14 protein-coding genes are annotated in these 14,453 nt (G+C 71.9%); 9 read left to right on the top strand and 5 right to left on the bottom strand.

Going from position 1 to position 14,453, the window contains the following annotated elements; all coding sequences use genetic code 11:
• Positions 1 to 58: 58 nt before the first annotated feature.
• The gene (locus MTP10_RS29165) at positions 59 to 826 is read right to left on the bottom strand and encodes a GntR family transcriptional regulator (protein ID WP_310713110.1); all 768 of its coding nucleotides are present in this window, start codon (positions 824 to 826) and stop codon (positions 59 to 61) included.
• Between the two features lie 177 nt (positions 827 to 1,003).
• On the opposite strand from MTP10_RS29165, the gene MTP10_RS29160 reads away from it, so the two are divergent.
• Positions 1,004 to 1,648, top strand: a complete 645-nt coding sequence (locus MTP10_RS29160; protein ID WP_310713109.1) for a hypothetical protein — start codon at positions 1,004 to 1,006, stop codon at positions 1,646 to 1,648.
• A 116-nt stretch (positions 1,649 to 1,764) separates the two neighbouring features.
• Here the strand turns inward: MTP10_RS29160 and MTP10_RS29155 are convergent, their stop codons facing one another.
• From MTP10_RS29155 to MTP10_RS29145, 3 genes are read right to left on the bottom strand one after another with little or no spacing between them, the layout of a single operon-like run.
• Positions 1,765 to 2,721, bottom strand: coding sequence for a hypothetical protein (locus MTP10_RS29155; protein WP_310713107.1), 957 nt, complete (start codon positions 2,719 to 2,721; stop codon positions 1,765 to 1,767).
• Positions 2,718 to 3,962, bottom strand: coding sequence for an MFS transporter (locus MTP10_RS29150; protein WP_310713106.1), 1,245 nt, complete (start codon positions 3,960 to 3,962; stop codon positions 2,718 to 2,720). Before MTP10_RS29150 ends, MTP10_RS29155 begins: the two co-directional genes overlap by 4 nt.
• A complete protein-coding gene (locus tag MTP10_RS29145; protein WP_310713105.1) occupies positions 3,963 to 5,321 on the bottom strand; it encodes a discoidin domain-containing protein in 1,359 nt (452 codons plus the stop codon).
• 219 nt (positions 5,322 to 5,540) lie between these two features.
• Between MTP10_RS29145 and MTP10_RS29140 the strand changes: the two genes are divergently transcribed.
• Complete coding sequence (locus tag MTP10_RS29140) at positions 5,541 to 6,956, top strand: M1 family metallopeptidase (protein WP_310713104.1); 1,416 nt, start codon at positions 5,541 to 5,543, stop codon at positions 6,954 to 6,956.
• Positions 6,957 to 6,992: 36 nt separating this feature from the next.
• Entirely contained in the window at positions 6,993 to 7,478 is a 486-nt protein-coding gene (locus MTP10_RS29135) for a MarR family transcriptional regulator (protein WP_310713102.1), read from the top strand.
• Positions 7,479 to 7,656: 178 nt separating this feature from the next.
• Here MTP10_RS29135 and MTP10_RS29130 read toward each other — a convergent pair whose 3' ends face one another.
• The gene (locus MTP10_RS29130) at positions 7,657 to 9,243 is read right to left on the bottom strand and encodes a hypothetical protein (protein WP_310713100.1); all 1,587 of its coding nucleotides are present in this window, start codon (positions 9,241 to 9,243) and stop codon (positions 7,657 to 7,659) included.
• 300 nt (positions 9,244 to 9,543) lie between these two features.
• Between MTP10_RS29130 and uppS the strand changes: the two genes are divergently transcribed.
• The 6 genes from uppS to MTP10_RS29100 form a co-directional block, all read left to right on the top strand.
• Positions 9,544 to 10,281: a polyprenyl diphosphate synthase gene (gene uppS, locus MTP10_RS29125; RefSeq protein WP_310713099.1), complete on the top strand. Its 738-nt coding sequence runs from the start codon at positions 9,544 to 9,546 to the stop codon at positions 10,279 to 10,281.
• Positions 10,278 to 11,696 (top strand): EF-hand domain-containing protein, encoded by a 1,419-nt coding sequence (locus MTP10_RS29120; protein ID WP_310713097.1) that lies wholly within the window; start codon positions 10,278 to 10,280, stop codon positions 11,694 to 11,696. The genes uppS and MTP10_RS29120 overlap by 4 nt, the downstream gene beginning before the upstream one ends.
• A gap of 45 nt (positions 11,697 to 11,741) precedes the next feature.
• A complete protein-coding gene (locus tag MTP10_RS29115) occupies positions 11,742 to 12,398 on the top strand; it encodes a maleylpyruvate isomerase N-terminal domain-containing protein (RefSeq protein ID WP_310713095.1) in 657 nt (218 codons plus the stop codon).
• Between the two features lie 96 nt (positions 12,399 to 12,494).
• Positions 12,495 to 13,046: an RNA polymerase sigma factor gene (locus MTP10_RS29110; RefSeq protein ID WP_310713093.1), complete on the top strand. Its 552-nt coding sequence runs from the start codon at positions 12,495 to 12,497 to the stop codon at positions 13,044 to 13,046.
• Positions 13,039 to 13,911 carry a CU044_5270 family protein gene (locus tag MTP10_RS29105; protein ID WP_310713092.1) on the top strand — a complete coding sequence of 291 codons (873 nt, stop codon included), beginning with the start codon at positions 13,039 to 13,041 and terminating at the stop codon, positions 13,909 to 13,911. The genes MTP10_RS29110 and MTP10_RS29105 overlap by 8 nt, the downstream gene beginning before the upstream one ends.
• 252 nt (positions 13,912 to 14,163) lie before the next feature.
• Positions 14,164 to 14,453, top strand: a 290-nt coding sequence (locus MTP10_RS29100; protein WP_310713091.1) for a hypothetical protein, incomplete at its 3' end; no start/stop codon positions are given.

Genomic DNA, 14,453 nt, shown 5'->3' with positions numbered 1-14,453 from the left:
GGAAGGCAGCGCTTCGCCACCGGTGCGGCGGCGCCGCCCCGGGATCCGGCGAGGGGGGTTACTGGCCCATCAGGGCGTTCTTGGCGTCGTTGAGCTCCACGGAGAACACGGCGAGGTCGCCGCGCGCGTGGCGGATGGTGTACTCCAGCGGGACCGCGCTGTCGGTGCCGGTGCTGCGGGCGGTGACCAGCAGGGCGGCGGCCATCGGCACGCGCAGCAGCTCGGCGAGCCGGTAGTCCGCGTTGACGGCGCCGATCGTCTCCCTGCCGTTGGCGGGGGTCAGGCCGTACTTCATGCGGAGCAGGTCGTACAGCGAGCCGGTCAGGTCCTCCTCCAGGATGCCCGGCACCAGGTCGGCCGGCAGATGGGCGCTCTCCACCATGCACGGCGTGCCCTCGATCAGCCGCAGCCGCTCGACGAAGACGACCTCCTGCGCCTCGCCCAGGCCGAGCGCGACGGCGACGTCGGCGCCGGCCGGCTGCCGGTGCGCCCTGAGCACCCGCGTCGTCGGCCTGCGCCCGAGCCGCGCCATCGTCTCGGTGAACCCCGCCGGACGCGCGCCCAGCTCGGGGGCCACGACCATCGGCGCGGTGTAGGTGCCGCTGCCCTGCCGGGCGACCAGCAGCCCCTCCTGGACGAGGTCGCCGATCGCCCGGCGAGCCGTGGCCCTGCTCACGCCGGCGTAGACCATGAGGTCCTTCTCGGCCGGGATCAGGGTGTCGGGCTCGCAGTCGCGGATGACGGCCCGCAGACGCTCGCGCAGCTGGAAGTAGAGCGGCACAGCGGCTGACGGGTCGAGGGTCAGGCGGCGTTCCCAGTCGGTCATGTCGTCCATCCTTATTTGTACGGACGACCGTATCTTTTCTGTCCGAGCTCGATGGTGTCAACAGCCCGGCATGCCGGAAGATGTTCACAATTTGATCATTCCGGTGAAGTACCGGAAAAAGGACGCGTATCTGCGATAGAAGGACATCCGTACCATCGCTTCTACCTGAAGGTGTACGTGAAGCACTTCCTTCGCCTCGCCGCAGCTCCCGTGCTCGCCGGGGCCCTCCTCGTCAGCGCCGCATCCGGGCCCGCCAACGCGGACACCACCCAGACCGACGCCGAACTGGCCGCCGAGTGGCAGACCGCCTGGGACACCCACGCGTTCTACGACACCACGCCGCCCGCCCCGGACTCGGGCCGCAGCCGGGCCACCAGCCAGATCTCCATCCAGATCGACCGGCCCATCCAGCAGGTGTTCACCGCCTACTCGAACATCAACAACCACATCGGCCCCAACCCGTTCCTCAAGCGGGTCGCCACCCACAAGGAATGGCGGCAGGAGACCACGCGGTACGTCAACCTCACCGCCATCGAGGAGATCCCGTACGAGGGCGCGACCGTCACCAACAAGGTGTACGCCCAGCAGCGCCTCAACACCGCGAGCTTCTCCTACGAGACCGACACCTGGTCCGAGCCCGCCGTGGTCACCCACCAGAAGATCACGTTCCGGGTGCTGGCCCCGGGCAGGACGGTGGTCACCGAGAACCTCACCTTCGACGCGGACGCCACGCTGATCGACTTCGTCGCGGCCAACGGCACCGCCGCCCACCAGCAGACGCAGGCGGGCCTCAAGCAGGCCATCGAGAACGGCACCATCTGATCAGGCGGGCCGCGGCCCGTGCGTGAAGAGGTGTGCCCGGCGGCTCCCACCGCCGGGCACACCACGCCCGTGAAGCGCTCACCGAGGCCGGGCCCGCAAGCTGAACCCGTGCGTCCTCACCGGACCGCCACCGGTGAGGACGCGTCACGTACCAGGAGGGCGGGCGAGCCGCCGCCGTCGGCGGGCACGGACCACACGTCGTGCCCCTTGGCGTACATCACGGTCCGGTCGTCGAGCCAGGCCGCCTGGTCGTCGATGCCGGCGGTCTCGGCGAGCGGCGTCTCGCGCATCGAGGCGAGGTCGAGCACGTACAGCCGCCACGGCCGGTCGGAGCCGGCGGAGACCCGCTTCTTGAACACCAGGCGGGCCCCGTCGGGCGACAGCGAGGGGCACTCGGCGTTCTCCCTGATCGCGCGGGCCCGCCAGCCGGTGTAGTCGCCCTCCACCAGGTACGTCTTCCCCCCGGTGGCCACGGTCGCGTAGAACCGGTTGTCGTCCGGGGCGAACGTGACGCCCCAGTAGTTGACGTCCGGCGCGTGGTGGCGGCGGCCGCCGAGGGTGAGCGGGATGTCCTCCATGTTCGTCACGGCGTAGCCCGTGCGTGTGTCGAGGATGCCGGTCCAGGTGGAGAACCGGCCCCGGCTGTACGACTCGCCGGTGACGAACACCGTCCACGACACCATCCGGCCGCTGGCCGACACCCGCGCCCGGTTCGGGATCCCGGCCAGCTCGATCCCGCGGGTCACCCGCAGCGAGCGGTCGAGGATCATCGCCTCGGCGGTGGTCACCGGCCCAGGCCGGGAGACCAGGCACACGGAGACTCCGCCGCCGGTGGAGAACCGGTCGCAGCGGGGCCCGTCCACGACCCGAGGGCCCGAGGGGTGGCCGAGGGGCACCCGGCCGACCCGGCCGTCCGCCGCGCGGAACATGAGCCACCCCGGCCGGACGGCGGCGGGCGCCTCACGGACGGGGGCGGCCTCGCGCCGGTCGGTCCACGCCGCGTACCCCGTGGCGCCGCCACCCAGCAGCACGACGGCGGCGGCCAGCACGGCCGTGCGCCCGGCCCGCCTCACGGCGCGCCTTCCCCGGCCGGGAGCGACGCGGCGGACCTCAGCACGGGGACGACGGCGAGCGCGCACACCGCGAGAGCGCCGGTCATCACCGCCAGCGCCTGGCCGCCGCCCCAGACGGTCCACAGCGCGCCGAACAGCACCGAGGACAGCGTGCGCGCGACCGCCTGCCCGGTCTGGAGCAGCGCCAGGCCGCTCGCGCGCAGGTGCGCCGGCAGCATCGGCCCCGCCGCCGCCATGAGCACGCCGTCGGTCGCGGCGTAGAACGCCCCGTGCAGCAGCAGCACGGGCACCAGCCAGCCCGGCCCGAGCAGCACGAGGCCGGCGGCGGCCAGCGCGGCGTGCCCGGCCAGGAAGACCGGCGTCCGGCCCAGCCGGTCGGCCAGCCGCCCGGCCGGCCCGGCGAGCAGCAGGTACGCGGCGCTGCTCCCGACCGGCAGCAGCGGGAAGGCGGCCGCGTCCAGGCCGGCGCGGCGCTGCAGCAGCAGGTAGACGAACGCGTCGCCGATCGTGACCAGCCCGAGCAGCGCCGCCGCCAGGCACACCCGCCGGAACGGCGCCAGGCGCAGCAGCCGGGCCGTGGCCCTGAGCGACGCGGGCAGGCGCGGTCCCGTGGGGTCGCGCGGCTCCCGCACGTACAGCACGAGGAGGAGGACGCCGAGCACGGCCACGCAGAAGCTCGTCACGAACACCGCGTCGTAGGCCCCGCCGGTCGCGGACAGCACGGCGAACGCGGCGAGCGGCCCGAGCAGCGCGCCGCAGGTGTCCATCGCCCGGTGCACGCCGAACACGTACCCGAGCGCGTCCGGGGGAGCGCTCAGCGAGATGAGCGCGTCCCGCGGCGCGGTCCGCAGTCCCTTGCCGGTGCGGTCGGCCGCGATCACCGCGCCGAGCGCGGGCACCGACCCGCCGGCGGCGAGCAGCCCGAGCTTGCACAGCGCCGACAGCGCGTACCCGGCCCCGGCGACCGGTTTGCGCCGCCGCCACCGGTCGGCGACCTGGCCGCCGGCCAGCCGGACCAGGGCCGTGACCCCCGAGGACAGCCCGTCCAGCGCGCCGAACTGCAGCATGCTGAGCCCGAGCGAGAGCGTCAGGTAGAGCGGCAGCACGGCCGTGACCATCTCCGAGGAGACGTCGGTGACCAGGCTGACCGCGCCGAGCGCGAGCACGTTCCCCGGCACCCGCCAGGAGAGCCGGGACCGCGGGCGTGGGCCGCCCGCGGTCCCGTTCGCGGAGACGTACATCTAGTGGCAGGTGTAGACGGGGCTGGTGTCCTTGACGGCGCCGTCCACGCCGACCAGGTCCCAGGAGAACGAGCCCGGCGCCAGCCGCAGCCGGAGCACGCCGTAGACGTCCTTCAGCCGCTTCTGGCTGTTGGGCTGGACGTTCTCGATGTCGTACGGCGACGCGCCGCCCATGCCGCCGATCACCTCGACCAGCCCTTGGGAGTCGGCCCTGCCGTCGGGGCTCTGCGGGGCGAAGCGCTCGTAGTGGTGGTCGTGGCCGTTCAGCACCAGGTCCGCTCTGGCCGCGTAGAGCGCGCTCCACGCGGCCCTGCCGGCGGGCTGATTGCCGTGCTCGCCCGAGCTGAACAGCGGATGGTGGAAGTAGGCGGCGACGCACCGCTTCGTCGTGGCCGCCAGGTCGGCCTTGAGCCAGGAGAGCTGGGCGGCGTCGTCGAAGGCGTTGGAGTCGAGGGCGACGAAGTGCCAGTCGCCGTGGTCGAAGCTGTAGTACGTCCTGCCCTGCGGCGTGGCCAGGGAGCCGAAGTACGCCTTGTACCCGGCGTAGACGCCCGCGGGGTCGTAGGTCTCGTGGTTGCCGGCCGCCGGGTGGGTCAGGCTCTTGAACCTGCCCCAGGTCTTGTCGTAGTACTTCGTGAAGTCGGAGAGCCGGGCGTCGTCGTACTGGTTGTCGCCCATGGTGATGACGAAGGCGGGCTTCATGGCCTCGACCTGGGCGGCGGTCCTCGGATGCGCGCAGGAGGACGAGCTCGCGGTGCACTGCTGGGCGATGTCGCCCGCCGCGGCGACGGTGAACGACTCACCGGGGGAGACGGTGGGGGTCGGCGAGGGGGAGCCGCCGTCGTCGCCGTAGACCTGCAGCTCCCAGAGGGAGTAGCCGTACGAGGTGCCGCGCTTGGTGCCGTACACGCGGACGTAACGCCCGGAGCCGGACACCGTGAGATCGTCCACACCGCCGTCGCCCGAGACGGTGGAGCGCACGCTGGTCCACGACGACGCGTCGTCGGAGACCTGGATCTCGTAGTCCTTGCCGTACGCGGCCTCCCAGCGCAGGACGACGCGGGAGATCCGCCGCGCCTGGCCGAGGTCGACGCGGAGCCACTGCGGGTCACCGCCCTCGGCGGAGGCCCAGCGGGTGGTGGTGAGGTCGCCGTCGACGGCCCTGCCCGCGCCGTAGGCGGAGCTCTCCGTGGAGGAGGAGGTGGCCGGGCGGCCCTGGGAGAGGAGTGTCTCGGCCGCTTCGGCGCGGTCGGCGGCGGCCACGAGGCCACCCGTGGTGAGGGCGACGGTCAGGGTCGTGGCGGTCGCCAGCGCGGCGAGCGCGCGGCGGGGGACGGATCGGCGGATCGCTGAGGACATGCGCTGTCTCCTGGAGCGGGGAGGGACGCGGCGCTCGGAGCGCACCGCGCGGCATGCGGCCGGGTCAGCAGGTGCAGGTCACTGAGCGCGTCACGCCCTCGTGGACGCCGCGCCAAGCCGCTCACCGGCCAGCTTTCAGCGAGTACGGAGAAATGTCAACGGGTTAGGAAGGTTTCCTAACTAGTTTCTGTGCCGGCGAAGCTCCCTATGATGTCGCGAATGCGGAGGCTCTCCTTGCTCGTCCTGGTCACGGCGCTCACCGCCACCTGCTGCGGCGCCGCCTCGGCGGCCACCGCACCCCTCCCGCCGGTGGACCTGGCGCCCTACGCGAAGGGACGCTCGGAACCGGTCAAGGATCCGATCTTCCCCGCACACGGCAACCCGTCGATCGACGTGCTTCACTACGGCCTGAAGCTGGCCTGGCGGCCGGCCCGTCGGAGCCTGACGGGCACCGCCACGCTCACGCTCCGCGCCACGAAGCCGATCAGCGAGATCAGGCTCGACTTCGGCCACGCCCTGAAGATCGACGAGGTGACCGTCGGCGGCAGGCCCGCCAAGGCCAGGCACCGGCTCGACGACCTGACGATTCCGCTGCCCGCCCCGCTGCCCGCCGATCACGGCGCCCGGGTGGTGGTCCGCTACCACGGCGTGCCGATGCCGTACGAGTCCGGGCAGCAGCGCCAGGACCTCGCGCTGCTCGGCCTGCGCTCGGCCGCCGACGGGTCGGCCTGGGCGTTGCAGGAGCCCTTCGGCGCGTTCACCTGGTTCCCGGTGAACGACCATCCGTCGGACGAGGCGCTCTACGACGTCGCCATCACCGTCCCCAAGGGCTGGGCGGGCGTCGCGCACGGCACGTACCGGGGCAGGACCGAGAAGGGGCGCACGGCCACCTACCACTGGAAGTCGGCCGACCCGGTCGCCTGCTACGTGACGCTGTTCACCGTCGACAGGTACCGGATGTATCGGGCGAAGGGCCCGCGCGGCATCCCGATCACCTACTGGGTGCGCCGGGAGGACCGCTGGGACCTGCCGGTGGCGCGCCGGCTGCCGGAGCTGCTGCGCTGGATGGAGCAGAAGGCCGGGCCGTATCCGTTCCCCAGCGCGGGGCTGGTGGTCACCAGCCGGTCCGGCATGGAGACCCAGCAGATGATCACCATGGGCGACGACTTCCTGCGCCCCGAGGTGGTGCTGCACGAGCTCGCGCACCACTGGTTCGGCAACAGCGTCAGCCCGCGCACCTGGCAGGACGTGTGGCTGAACGAGGGCTTCGCCATGTACTTCGAGATCCAGTGGACCGCCGACCACAGCCCCGGCTCGATGGACGATCACATGGCCGAGATCCGCAGCCGGGAGAAGGCGATGCGTAAGGAGATGGGCCCGCCGGGCGACTACCGCCGGGACTGGTTCGCGGGCGCCAACGTCTACTACGGCCCCGCCCTGATGCTGCACGAGATCAGGAAGCGCGTCGGCGACGAGCGGTTCTTCGCCATGACCCGCGCGTGGGTCCAGGAGCACCGCAACACCAGCCAGGACCGGGCGTCCTTCACCGCCTGGGTCAACCAGCACACGGGTGAGGACTTCACGGAGCTGATCGACACCTGGCTCGACTCCAGGACCAGCCCGCGCGGTAGTTAGATCGGCGATTATCCTGGGTCGAATATAGTGCTGGACATGGGTGACGCGGTCGATGCGATTCTCGGCCAGTGGCGGCGCGAGCGGCCAGATCTGGATCTTGCCCCGATGGGGGTCTTCGCGCGCTTGGGGCGGGTGACCCGCATGGTCGAGGCGGCGGTCGAGGAGGTCTTCGTCCGTCATGGCCTGCGTCCAGGGGAGTTCGACGTGCTGGCGGCGCTGCGCCGGTCCGGGCCGCCGTACACGATGATCCCGTCGGAGCTGTCGGCGGTGCTGATGATGTCGCGGGCCGGCATGACGAACCGGCTGGACCGCCTGGAGCAGGCCGGGCTGGTCGAGCGGAGGCTGGACCCGGCTGATCGGCGCAGCTTTCGGATCCTCCTGACCGACAAGGGCCGGTCGGTGATCGACGAGACGCTCACCGAGCACGCGGCGAACCTGGCCGATCTCGGCGCGGCCCTGGGACCGGAGGACGCCGCCGCGCTGGACCGGATCCTGCGCGGCCTGCTGGAGTCCTGGGCCTGACCTCCGTCCGGCAACGCCACCCCGGCCACGCCCTCGGGCCGCACCAGCAGCACATCGTCTCCACCCGGAACGGGCGCCCCTGCGGGGGAGCGGAGCGCCGGCGGGTACGTCCGCGAGGTGGATCCCGCGGCGCTGCCGCACCTCGGCCGGACCGCCGGGCGGGCCCTGCCGGCCGGTGTCACTCCCGGGCGGCGAGGCGGGCGAGCGTGATCAGGTGGCCGGCGTTGGTGGCGGTGAAACCGGTGTACTTCGCCGCGACGAGGTCCTTCACCTGGGGATCCCAGTCCGTCAGCTCCAGCCAGGAGTGCAGGTAGGAGTCTGCGCCGTCGGCGTTCCCGGTGCCGTCGACCCGGAGGCTGAACACCGGGGCGGTCGTCGAGCCGTTCCACATCCTGGTCTTGAAGGTGTTCTTGAAGGCGGCCATGTCCGACGCCGTGAAGACGTACCCCTGCCGCTGGAACTCCAGGAACGCCGACAGGTCGACGTTGGCGTGGGACACGTCCTCCTTGGTCGTGGTGTAGGTGGCGTAGTTCCAGGTGTAGGCGCCGCCCGAGGTGGTCAGATCGTTCCTGGCCCACCGGGCGACGCGGGTGGCCCGGTCGAGGTAGGCGGCGTCGCCGTTCACGCTGTGCAGGACCAGGAGCAGGTTGGCGAAGGCCAGCGCCATGTTGTACGGCAGCTCGTCGCTGGGCCTCGTATGGCTGAGGGTGTCGAGCTTGGGTGACTGCAGGTAGACGCCTTCAGCGGCGCCGAGGGGCCGCCAGGTGTCGCCGAGGTAGGTGCTGGACTCCCAGCGGGGGACGATGTGGTTCTCCAGGAAGGCGCGGTACGCCGCCGCCTTGGCGCCGTACCGGGACAGGGCGGCGTCCTGCGCGACGAGCCGGACGAACTCGGCGATCGGGATGCCGATCATGGCGTCGTGGACGATGTAGGGGAAGCGCCCGCTGAGCTTCACGTCGTCGAAGTACGCCGACCCGCTCACCTTGTAGGTGTCGTGTTCGAGCCAGACCTCCGGCGAGCGGCCGGCGGGCAGGACGCAGGAGGTCTCCTTGTAGGTCCACGTGCTTGTCGTGTACTCCAGCATGCAGAGCGTGGTGGAGCCGTCCCGCACCACGATCCGGCCGGCCACCGATCCTGTCCGCTTGCCCCAGCCGCGCAGGACGTGCGTGGTCCCGCCGGCGTAACGGGCGTTGACGGGCTGGTGGAGCTTCTTCCACCTGGTCAGGTCGGACACCACGCGCACGGACCGGGTCCCGGTCCCGGACGGCACGTCGGTGGTGCGGTGGACATGGCTGCCCGAGTCCTGGAAGCGGGTCCAGCCGGCGGGCAGCGTGGCGTCGCCGCTCGCGGCGGTCTCGAAGCCGGGGTTGAGCGACTCGACCGGCGAGTAGCGGCTGGTGCTCCAGCCGAGGTATCCATCTCCGTCGATGTCGTCGGCATGCCCGATCACCGCGTCGGCGTGCCGGACGAAGGTGTCCAGCCAGGTGGCGTCCCCGGTCTTGCGGTAGATGTCGAGGTGGCTGCGCATGACGTAGCTCTCGCCCCAGGCGAGGGTGGCGCTGTCGCCGTCCTGGAGGAGGCTGTCGCCGATTCGCGCCGCGAGCTCCTCGTAGCGGCCGAGCCACACGCCGCCGGCCGCCGCCGACGCCGGAGCCGGGGTGCTTCCCAGGACCAGGGCGACGGCGGTGAGCAGGCGGGCGATCACCGCCGGCGCCCCTGACCGGATGCCGGGGAACGCTCTCGAACGCGCAACGCCGACCGGCACCGTGGCCTCCAGAGGATCGCCGTGGACGGGGGTACAGATGATCGTAAACGGCCGGCAGGGGCTGAGCCAGGGTGTGGGGCTGCTGAGGAGGACCGGCTCACCACCCGGGGGCCTCGCCCGGCGCGCCCCGGACGACGGCATGGGCGACGCTTCGGATCGCGTCCTCGCTGAGGTCCTGCGGTGGTGCGGTCGGGAGGGTGAACAGCGCGCCCCCGAGCCTGGGCGATGGCCGGGGGAGACAGCGAGGCGCGCTCGGCGAGACTTGTCCTACGTTCCGTAATGGTAGAGTCACGTTGAGCTATGGAAATCATCGGCGGATTGCCACGTCACGTGGCGTGTGTGATGGACGGGAACGGCCGGTGGGCCGCGCAGCGGTCGCTGCCGCGCACCGCGGGCCACGAGGCGGCGGAGGCCGCGGTGATCGACGTCATCGAGGCGGCGCGGTCGGCCGGCATCAGGTGGCTGAGCCTGTACGCCTTCTCCACGGAGAACTGGCGGAGACCGGCGGGCGAGGTCGAGCTCCTGATGCGGCTGGTGCGCCGGGCCATCCGCAAGCACGCGCCGGCATTGCACGCGCGAGGCGTCCGGTGCAGGTTCCTGGGCATGTCCGATCCGCGGATCCCGCCACCCCTGGCCCAGGACATCGCCGATCTGACGACGCTCACCGGCGACAACACGAGGATGACGCTGACGGTCGCCTTCGACCACGGCGGACGCCGCGACATCGTGGAGGCCGCCCGCTCGCTGATCCGCGCCGACGTGTCCGCCGAGCACGTCACCGAGGACACCTTCGCCCGGCACCTGCCCTACTCCGACACGCCCGACGTCGACCTGGTCATCCGTACCTCCGGAGAGCAGCGCATCTCCAACTTCATGCTCTGGCAGGTGGCCTACGCCGAATGGGTCTTCCCGCAGGTGCTCTGGCCGGACTTCCGCGCGACCCACCTCTGGGAATGCCTTGACCTCTACCGGCGGCGCCAGCGCCGGTTCGGCGATGTCCGCCGATCGACCACCACCACAGGAGAGGGACTTCGATGAGCCAGACCGCCGCAGAGGAGACCGCCGACGTCTTCGGGCCGGACTCGATGCTGCGCAGCCTCGTCAACGAGGCACGGTGGGGCCTCGCGGTGACCCGCGCCACGGTTCTGGAGGCCGCGCACCCGCAGATCGGCGCGGCGCTGATCGGCAACTCGACGTTCGTGGCGCATCCGTGGCGGCGGCTGCGCAACACGCTGGTGAGCACGCAGCGGATCCTTGACCCGGACCACCGCGTTCGCACTCGGGAGGCGGCGCGCCTCAACCGCCTGCACGCCCGCATCTCGGGCACCGACCCGCAGGGCCGCCGCTACGACGCGACGGACGCCGAAGCCCGCGCCTGGGTGGTGGCGACCCTGTTCGAGTCGGCGGTGACGATGTACCGGCTGAGCGGGGAGTCGCTCGACGGGCCCGCGCTGGAACGGCTCTACGGCGAGTTCCGCATGGTCCTGGCCGTGATCGAGGGCGACAGTGCCCACCTCCCCGCGACGTTGCGGGAGTTCTGGCCCTACTTCGACGACATGATCGACCACCGTCTGGAGAACACCGAGGCGGTGCGCGTCATCCTCTACCGGCTCCTCGCCGACGTGCCCGCGCCGCCCCTGCTGCGCGATCACCCCGCGGTGTGGGCCGCGGGCCGGGCCGTGGCGGGCCCGGTGGCCGCCGCGATCACCATCGCGTCGCTGCCGGAGTCCTTCTGCCGGCGCCTCGCCCTGCCCGACCTGCCGGGGACGCGGACCCTCATGCACGCGGCCTACCTCGCCATCGGCTGCGCCACCCGCCTGCTGCCGGACGGCTGGACACGCGTCGGCTCGTTCATGAGCCTGCTGGACCCGGGCCACGCCGGCGACGCCGGACCGTGGGAGAGCGTACGCCGCAAGGCCGGCCAGGCCGCGGCCATGATCCGCCTCATCACCCCGGCTCCCGACGAGGCCGGCCATGTCACCCGCTCGGCCGACCGGTTCTTCGCCGAGGTCCTCGACCAGACCGGCGACGGCCACCTGACCTGGCCCGACCTGGCGGCCATGGCCAGAGAGATCGCCACCCGGCTCGACCTGGACGAGAAGGACGAGGAGCGGCTGTACGACGCCTACGCCGCCTGGTGGCGGGAGTTGCAGACCAACCTCGACGCCGACGGCGACGGCCGCGTCACGCGCCAGGAGTACGCCGCCTCGGCCGCCGTCCTGCCCAGCGCCGGCCTGGTCAAGGTCGCCGACCTGCTGTTCGACGTCACCGACGTCAACGACGACGAGACGATCGACGCCCACGAGTACCAGACGTTGTTCCGCTCGGCCTTCCGCCGGGACCTGACCGACCGGGGCGCCGGCGATTACTCCCGCAGTGCTTTCGTCAGGCAGTTCCTGTCCTTCATGTCCGGGCAGCAGCACTCGACCGCCTACGACACGCTCCTGTCCTGACCGCGGCGCTTGTCCGCCGTCCCGGCCCCGCACTACCGTGCCCCGGTGGATCTCTTCTCACGCTCCTGGACCGCATTGCGCGCGGCGGTCGCCGAACTCCCCGACGAGGACTTCGAGCGGCCGTCCGGCTGCACCGGCTGGCTCGTGCGGGACCTGGTGTGCCACCTGGTCCTCGACGCCCAGGACGTCCTGATCACCCTGGTCACGCCCGCCGCGACGGAGCCGACCCGCGACGCGGTGACCTACTGGCACGTCGCCGACACGCCGCCGACCGGCGAGGACCCGCTCGACGCGCTGATCCCCCGGCTGGCCGCCGCCTACGGTGAGCCGCGGCTGCTCAAGTTCCACCTCGACGACGTCGGTTCCGCCGCGGGCCGCGCCGCCGAACTCGCCGATCCGGGCGGCCGCGTCAGCACCCGCGACGAGGTGCTGACCGTCGGCGACTACCTGTCCGTGTACGTCCTCGAATGGACCTTGCACCACCTCGACCTGATCGCGCACCTGCCGTCGGCCGCCGAGCCACCCGCCGCGACCCTCGCGGCGGCCCGCGCGTCGCTGGAGGAGATCGCCGGAGCCCCGTTTCCGGCCTCGTTCTCCGACAAGGACGCGTTGTTGGTCGGCACCGGACGGCGCCCGCCGACCGGCGCGGAGGACGCCGCGCTGGGCGGTCTCGCCGCGCGGCTCCCGCTCGTCCTGGGCTGATCCGCTGGGTGGGAAAGCTCCTGCGGGATGCGGCGAAGGGAGGGTGACAACCGTTCGCAGGAGGGTGAGAGTGTGGCGACCCAGTCACGAGAACACGTGGGCGACGACGAAGAGCTCGTCGCCCGCTTCCGGTCGGACGCGGAGGCGTTCACGGCCGTCTACGACCGTTACTTCCGCGAGGTGTACCTGTACGCCGCCGGCCGCCTGGACGTCCAGGCGGGGGAGGACATCGCGGCCGAGACGTTCTGCCTGGCCTTCCGCGACCGTGGGCGCTTCGACCCCGCCCGCGGAGGGCTGCGGCCGTGGCTGTTCGGCATCGCCACGAACCTGATCGCCCGCCACCGCCGCAAGGAGGCTCGCCACTACCGGGCGCTGGCCCGGACGAGCGCCGAGCCTCCCGCCGACAGTCACGAGGGCCGCGTGGTCGACTCCGTCACGGCACAGCGCATGGGGCCTCGCCTGGCCAGGGCCCTGGCCGCGCTCAACCGGGGCGAGCGCGACGTGCTGACGCTGGTCTACCTGCCGGAGCTCACGCACCAGGAGGTGGCCGACGCCCTCGGCATCTCCTACGGAACCGTAGGTTCCCGCCTCAACCGTGCCCGCAAGAAGATCCACCAGGCGATGGCCAAGGAGGACAACCATGGATGACCTTCGCGAGATCCGGACACTGCTCGCCAAGCCGGACCCTTCTCCCGAGGTGGTCGCCCGGCGGCGTCAGGAGGTCCGCGCCGGCATGCGCCGCAGTGCCCCCATGAGACGGGCGAGGTGGCTCCTGGTCCCGGTGGCCGCCGCGGCCGCCGCGGCCGCGTTCGTGATCGTGCCCGCCGGTTCCGGCGAGCCCGCGCCGGCGTCGAAGAACGGGCGGGAGGTCCTGCTCGTCGCCGCCGTCTCGGCCGAACGCACCCCCGAGGGCTCCGGGACGTACTGGCACATCACCGTCACCCATGAGAAGTATCCGGTGGAGGAGTACTGGTACCGGCGAGACGGCAGTTTCTGGCTCAAGGGCAAGGGGCTGAAGGGCCAGGGCAAGCTCTTCAAGTTCCCCGGGGAGCCGCAGCCGTTCGCGGTGGGGCCGCTGCGCATGACCTTCGACGAGCTGCGGCGGCTGCCCGACGACGAGAACGCCCTGTACGACCGGCTACGGTCGGCCGTCACCGAGAGCGACCTCCGCACCAGCGGGGGACCGGCGACCACCACCGAGCAGGACGGCTTCGCCGTCGAGGCGCTGGTCTCGCTGATCAGCGAGGCGCCCGTGTCGCCCCAGGTCCGCGCCGCCGCCTACCGGGCGCTCGCCTCGCGGCCGGGCGTGGTGGACCTCGGCGACACCGACGGCGGGCGACGCCTGCGGCTTCCCCTGGCGCATCCGGGCGCGGACACCGTGGTCGTGGACCCCGACACCGCGCGGGTCCGCAACACCCGCCTCTGGTTCCCCCTCACGGGAGGAGCGGCGTACGTCGAGGACGGCGGGGTGACGATCGACGCCGAATGGACCGACCACCTTCCCGCCGAATGAGCTGACGGACAGGATGACGCGGTGGTCCCGGGAGTGGCGGACAGCCCGGGACCACCACCGGTGGCCGCTCTGCAACCTTCACGCCGCCGGCGATTCTTCCAGCTCGTTGACGGCGATCCTTGACCGCCGACGAGCTGAGCCTTGACAGGGATGGGCGGCCGGGCCAACACTGTGCCCCAGATCCGAGCAATGTGACATATCGCTGGCACCAAAAATGTTAGCGCTACCACACCGCACCCGGAGGTTCCGAACGTGAGACGACGGTGGGCGTCGATCGCCCCGCTCCTGCTCCTCGGTCTGCTCCTCGTCCCCTCGTTACCCGCCCAGGCGGCGTCGAGCCACGTCACCCCGGCCGCCACCGCCGCCGCCCCGGCGACCTGGAGCCCGCCGGCCAGCCTGGTCACGCCGCTGAACCAGGTCTGGCAGCACCAGGAGAGCACGTACAACGACCTGTACGGCTTCCGTAACTACGGCTGGGACCAGGTGATGGCCAACAAGGGCTCCATCAACTACTGCGTCCGCTGGGACTCCACGGCGACGGT

Origin of the sequence: Nonomuraea sp. 3-1Str, from assembly GCF_031570565.1 — a bacterium.
Classification (GTDB): Bacteria; Actinomycetota; Actinomycetes; order Streptosporangiales; family Streptosporangiaceae; genus Nonomuraea.
This window is presented reverse-complemented; position numbering and strand designations above follow the sequence as displayed.

Bases quoted from the DNA above. Each gene is read 5' to 3' on its own strand.
- MTP10_RS29150 (WP_310713106.1), bottom strand. From the start codon at position 3,962: ATGTACGTCTCCGCGAACGGGACCGCGGGCGGCCCACGCCCGCGGTCC.
- MTP10_RS29105 (WP_310713092.1), top strand. From the start codon at position 13,039: ATGGATGACCTTCGCGAGATCCGGACACTGCTCGCCAAGCCGGACCCT.
- MTP10_RS29135 (WP_310713102.1), top strand. From the start codon at position 6,993: ATGGGTGACGCGGTCGATGCGATTCTCGGCCAGTGGCGGCGCGAGCGG.
- MTP10_RS29165 (WP_310713110.1), bottom strand. From the start codon at position 826: ATGACCGACTGGGAACGCCGCCTGACCCTCGACCCGTCAGCCGCTGTG.
- MTP10_RS29140 (WP_310713104.1), top strand. From the start codon at position 5,541: ATGCGGAGGCTCTCCTTGCTCGTCCTGGTCACGGCGCTCACCGCCACC.
- MTP10_RS29145 (WP_310713105.1), bottom strand. From the start codon at position 5,321: ATGTCCTCAGCGATCCGCCGATCCGTCCCCCGCCGCGCGCTCGCCGCG.
- uppS (WP_310713099.1), top strand. From the start codon at position 9,544: ATGGAAATCATCGGCGGATTGCCACGTCACGTGGCGTGTGTGATGGAC.
- MTP10_RS29120 (WP_310713097.1), top strand. From the start codon at position 10,278: ATGAGCCAGACCGCCGCAGAGGAGACCGCCGACGTCTTCGGGCCGGAC.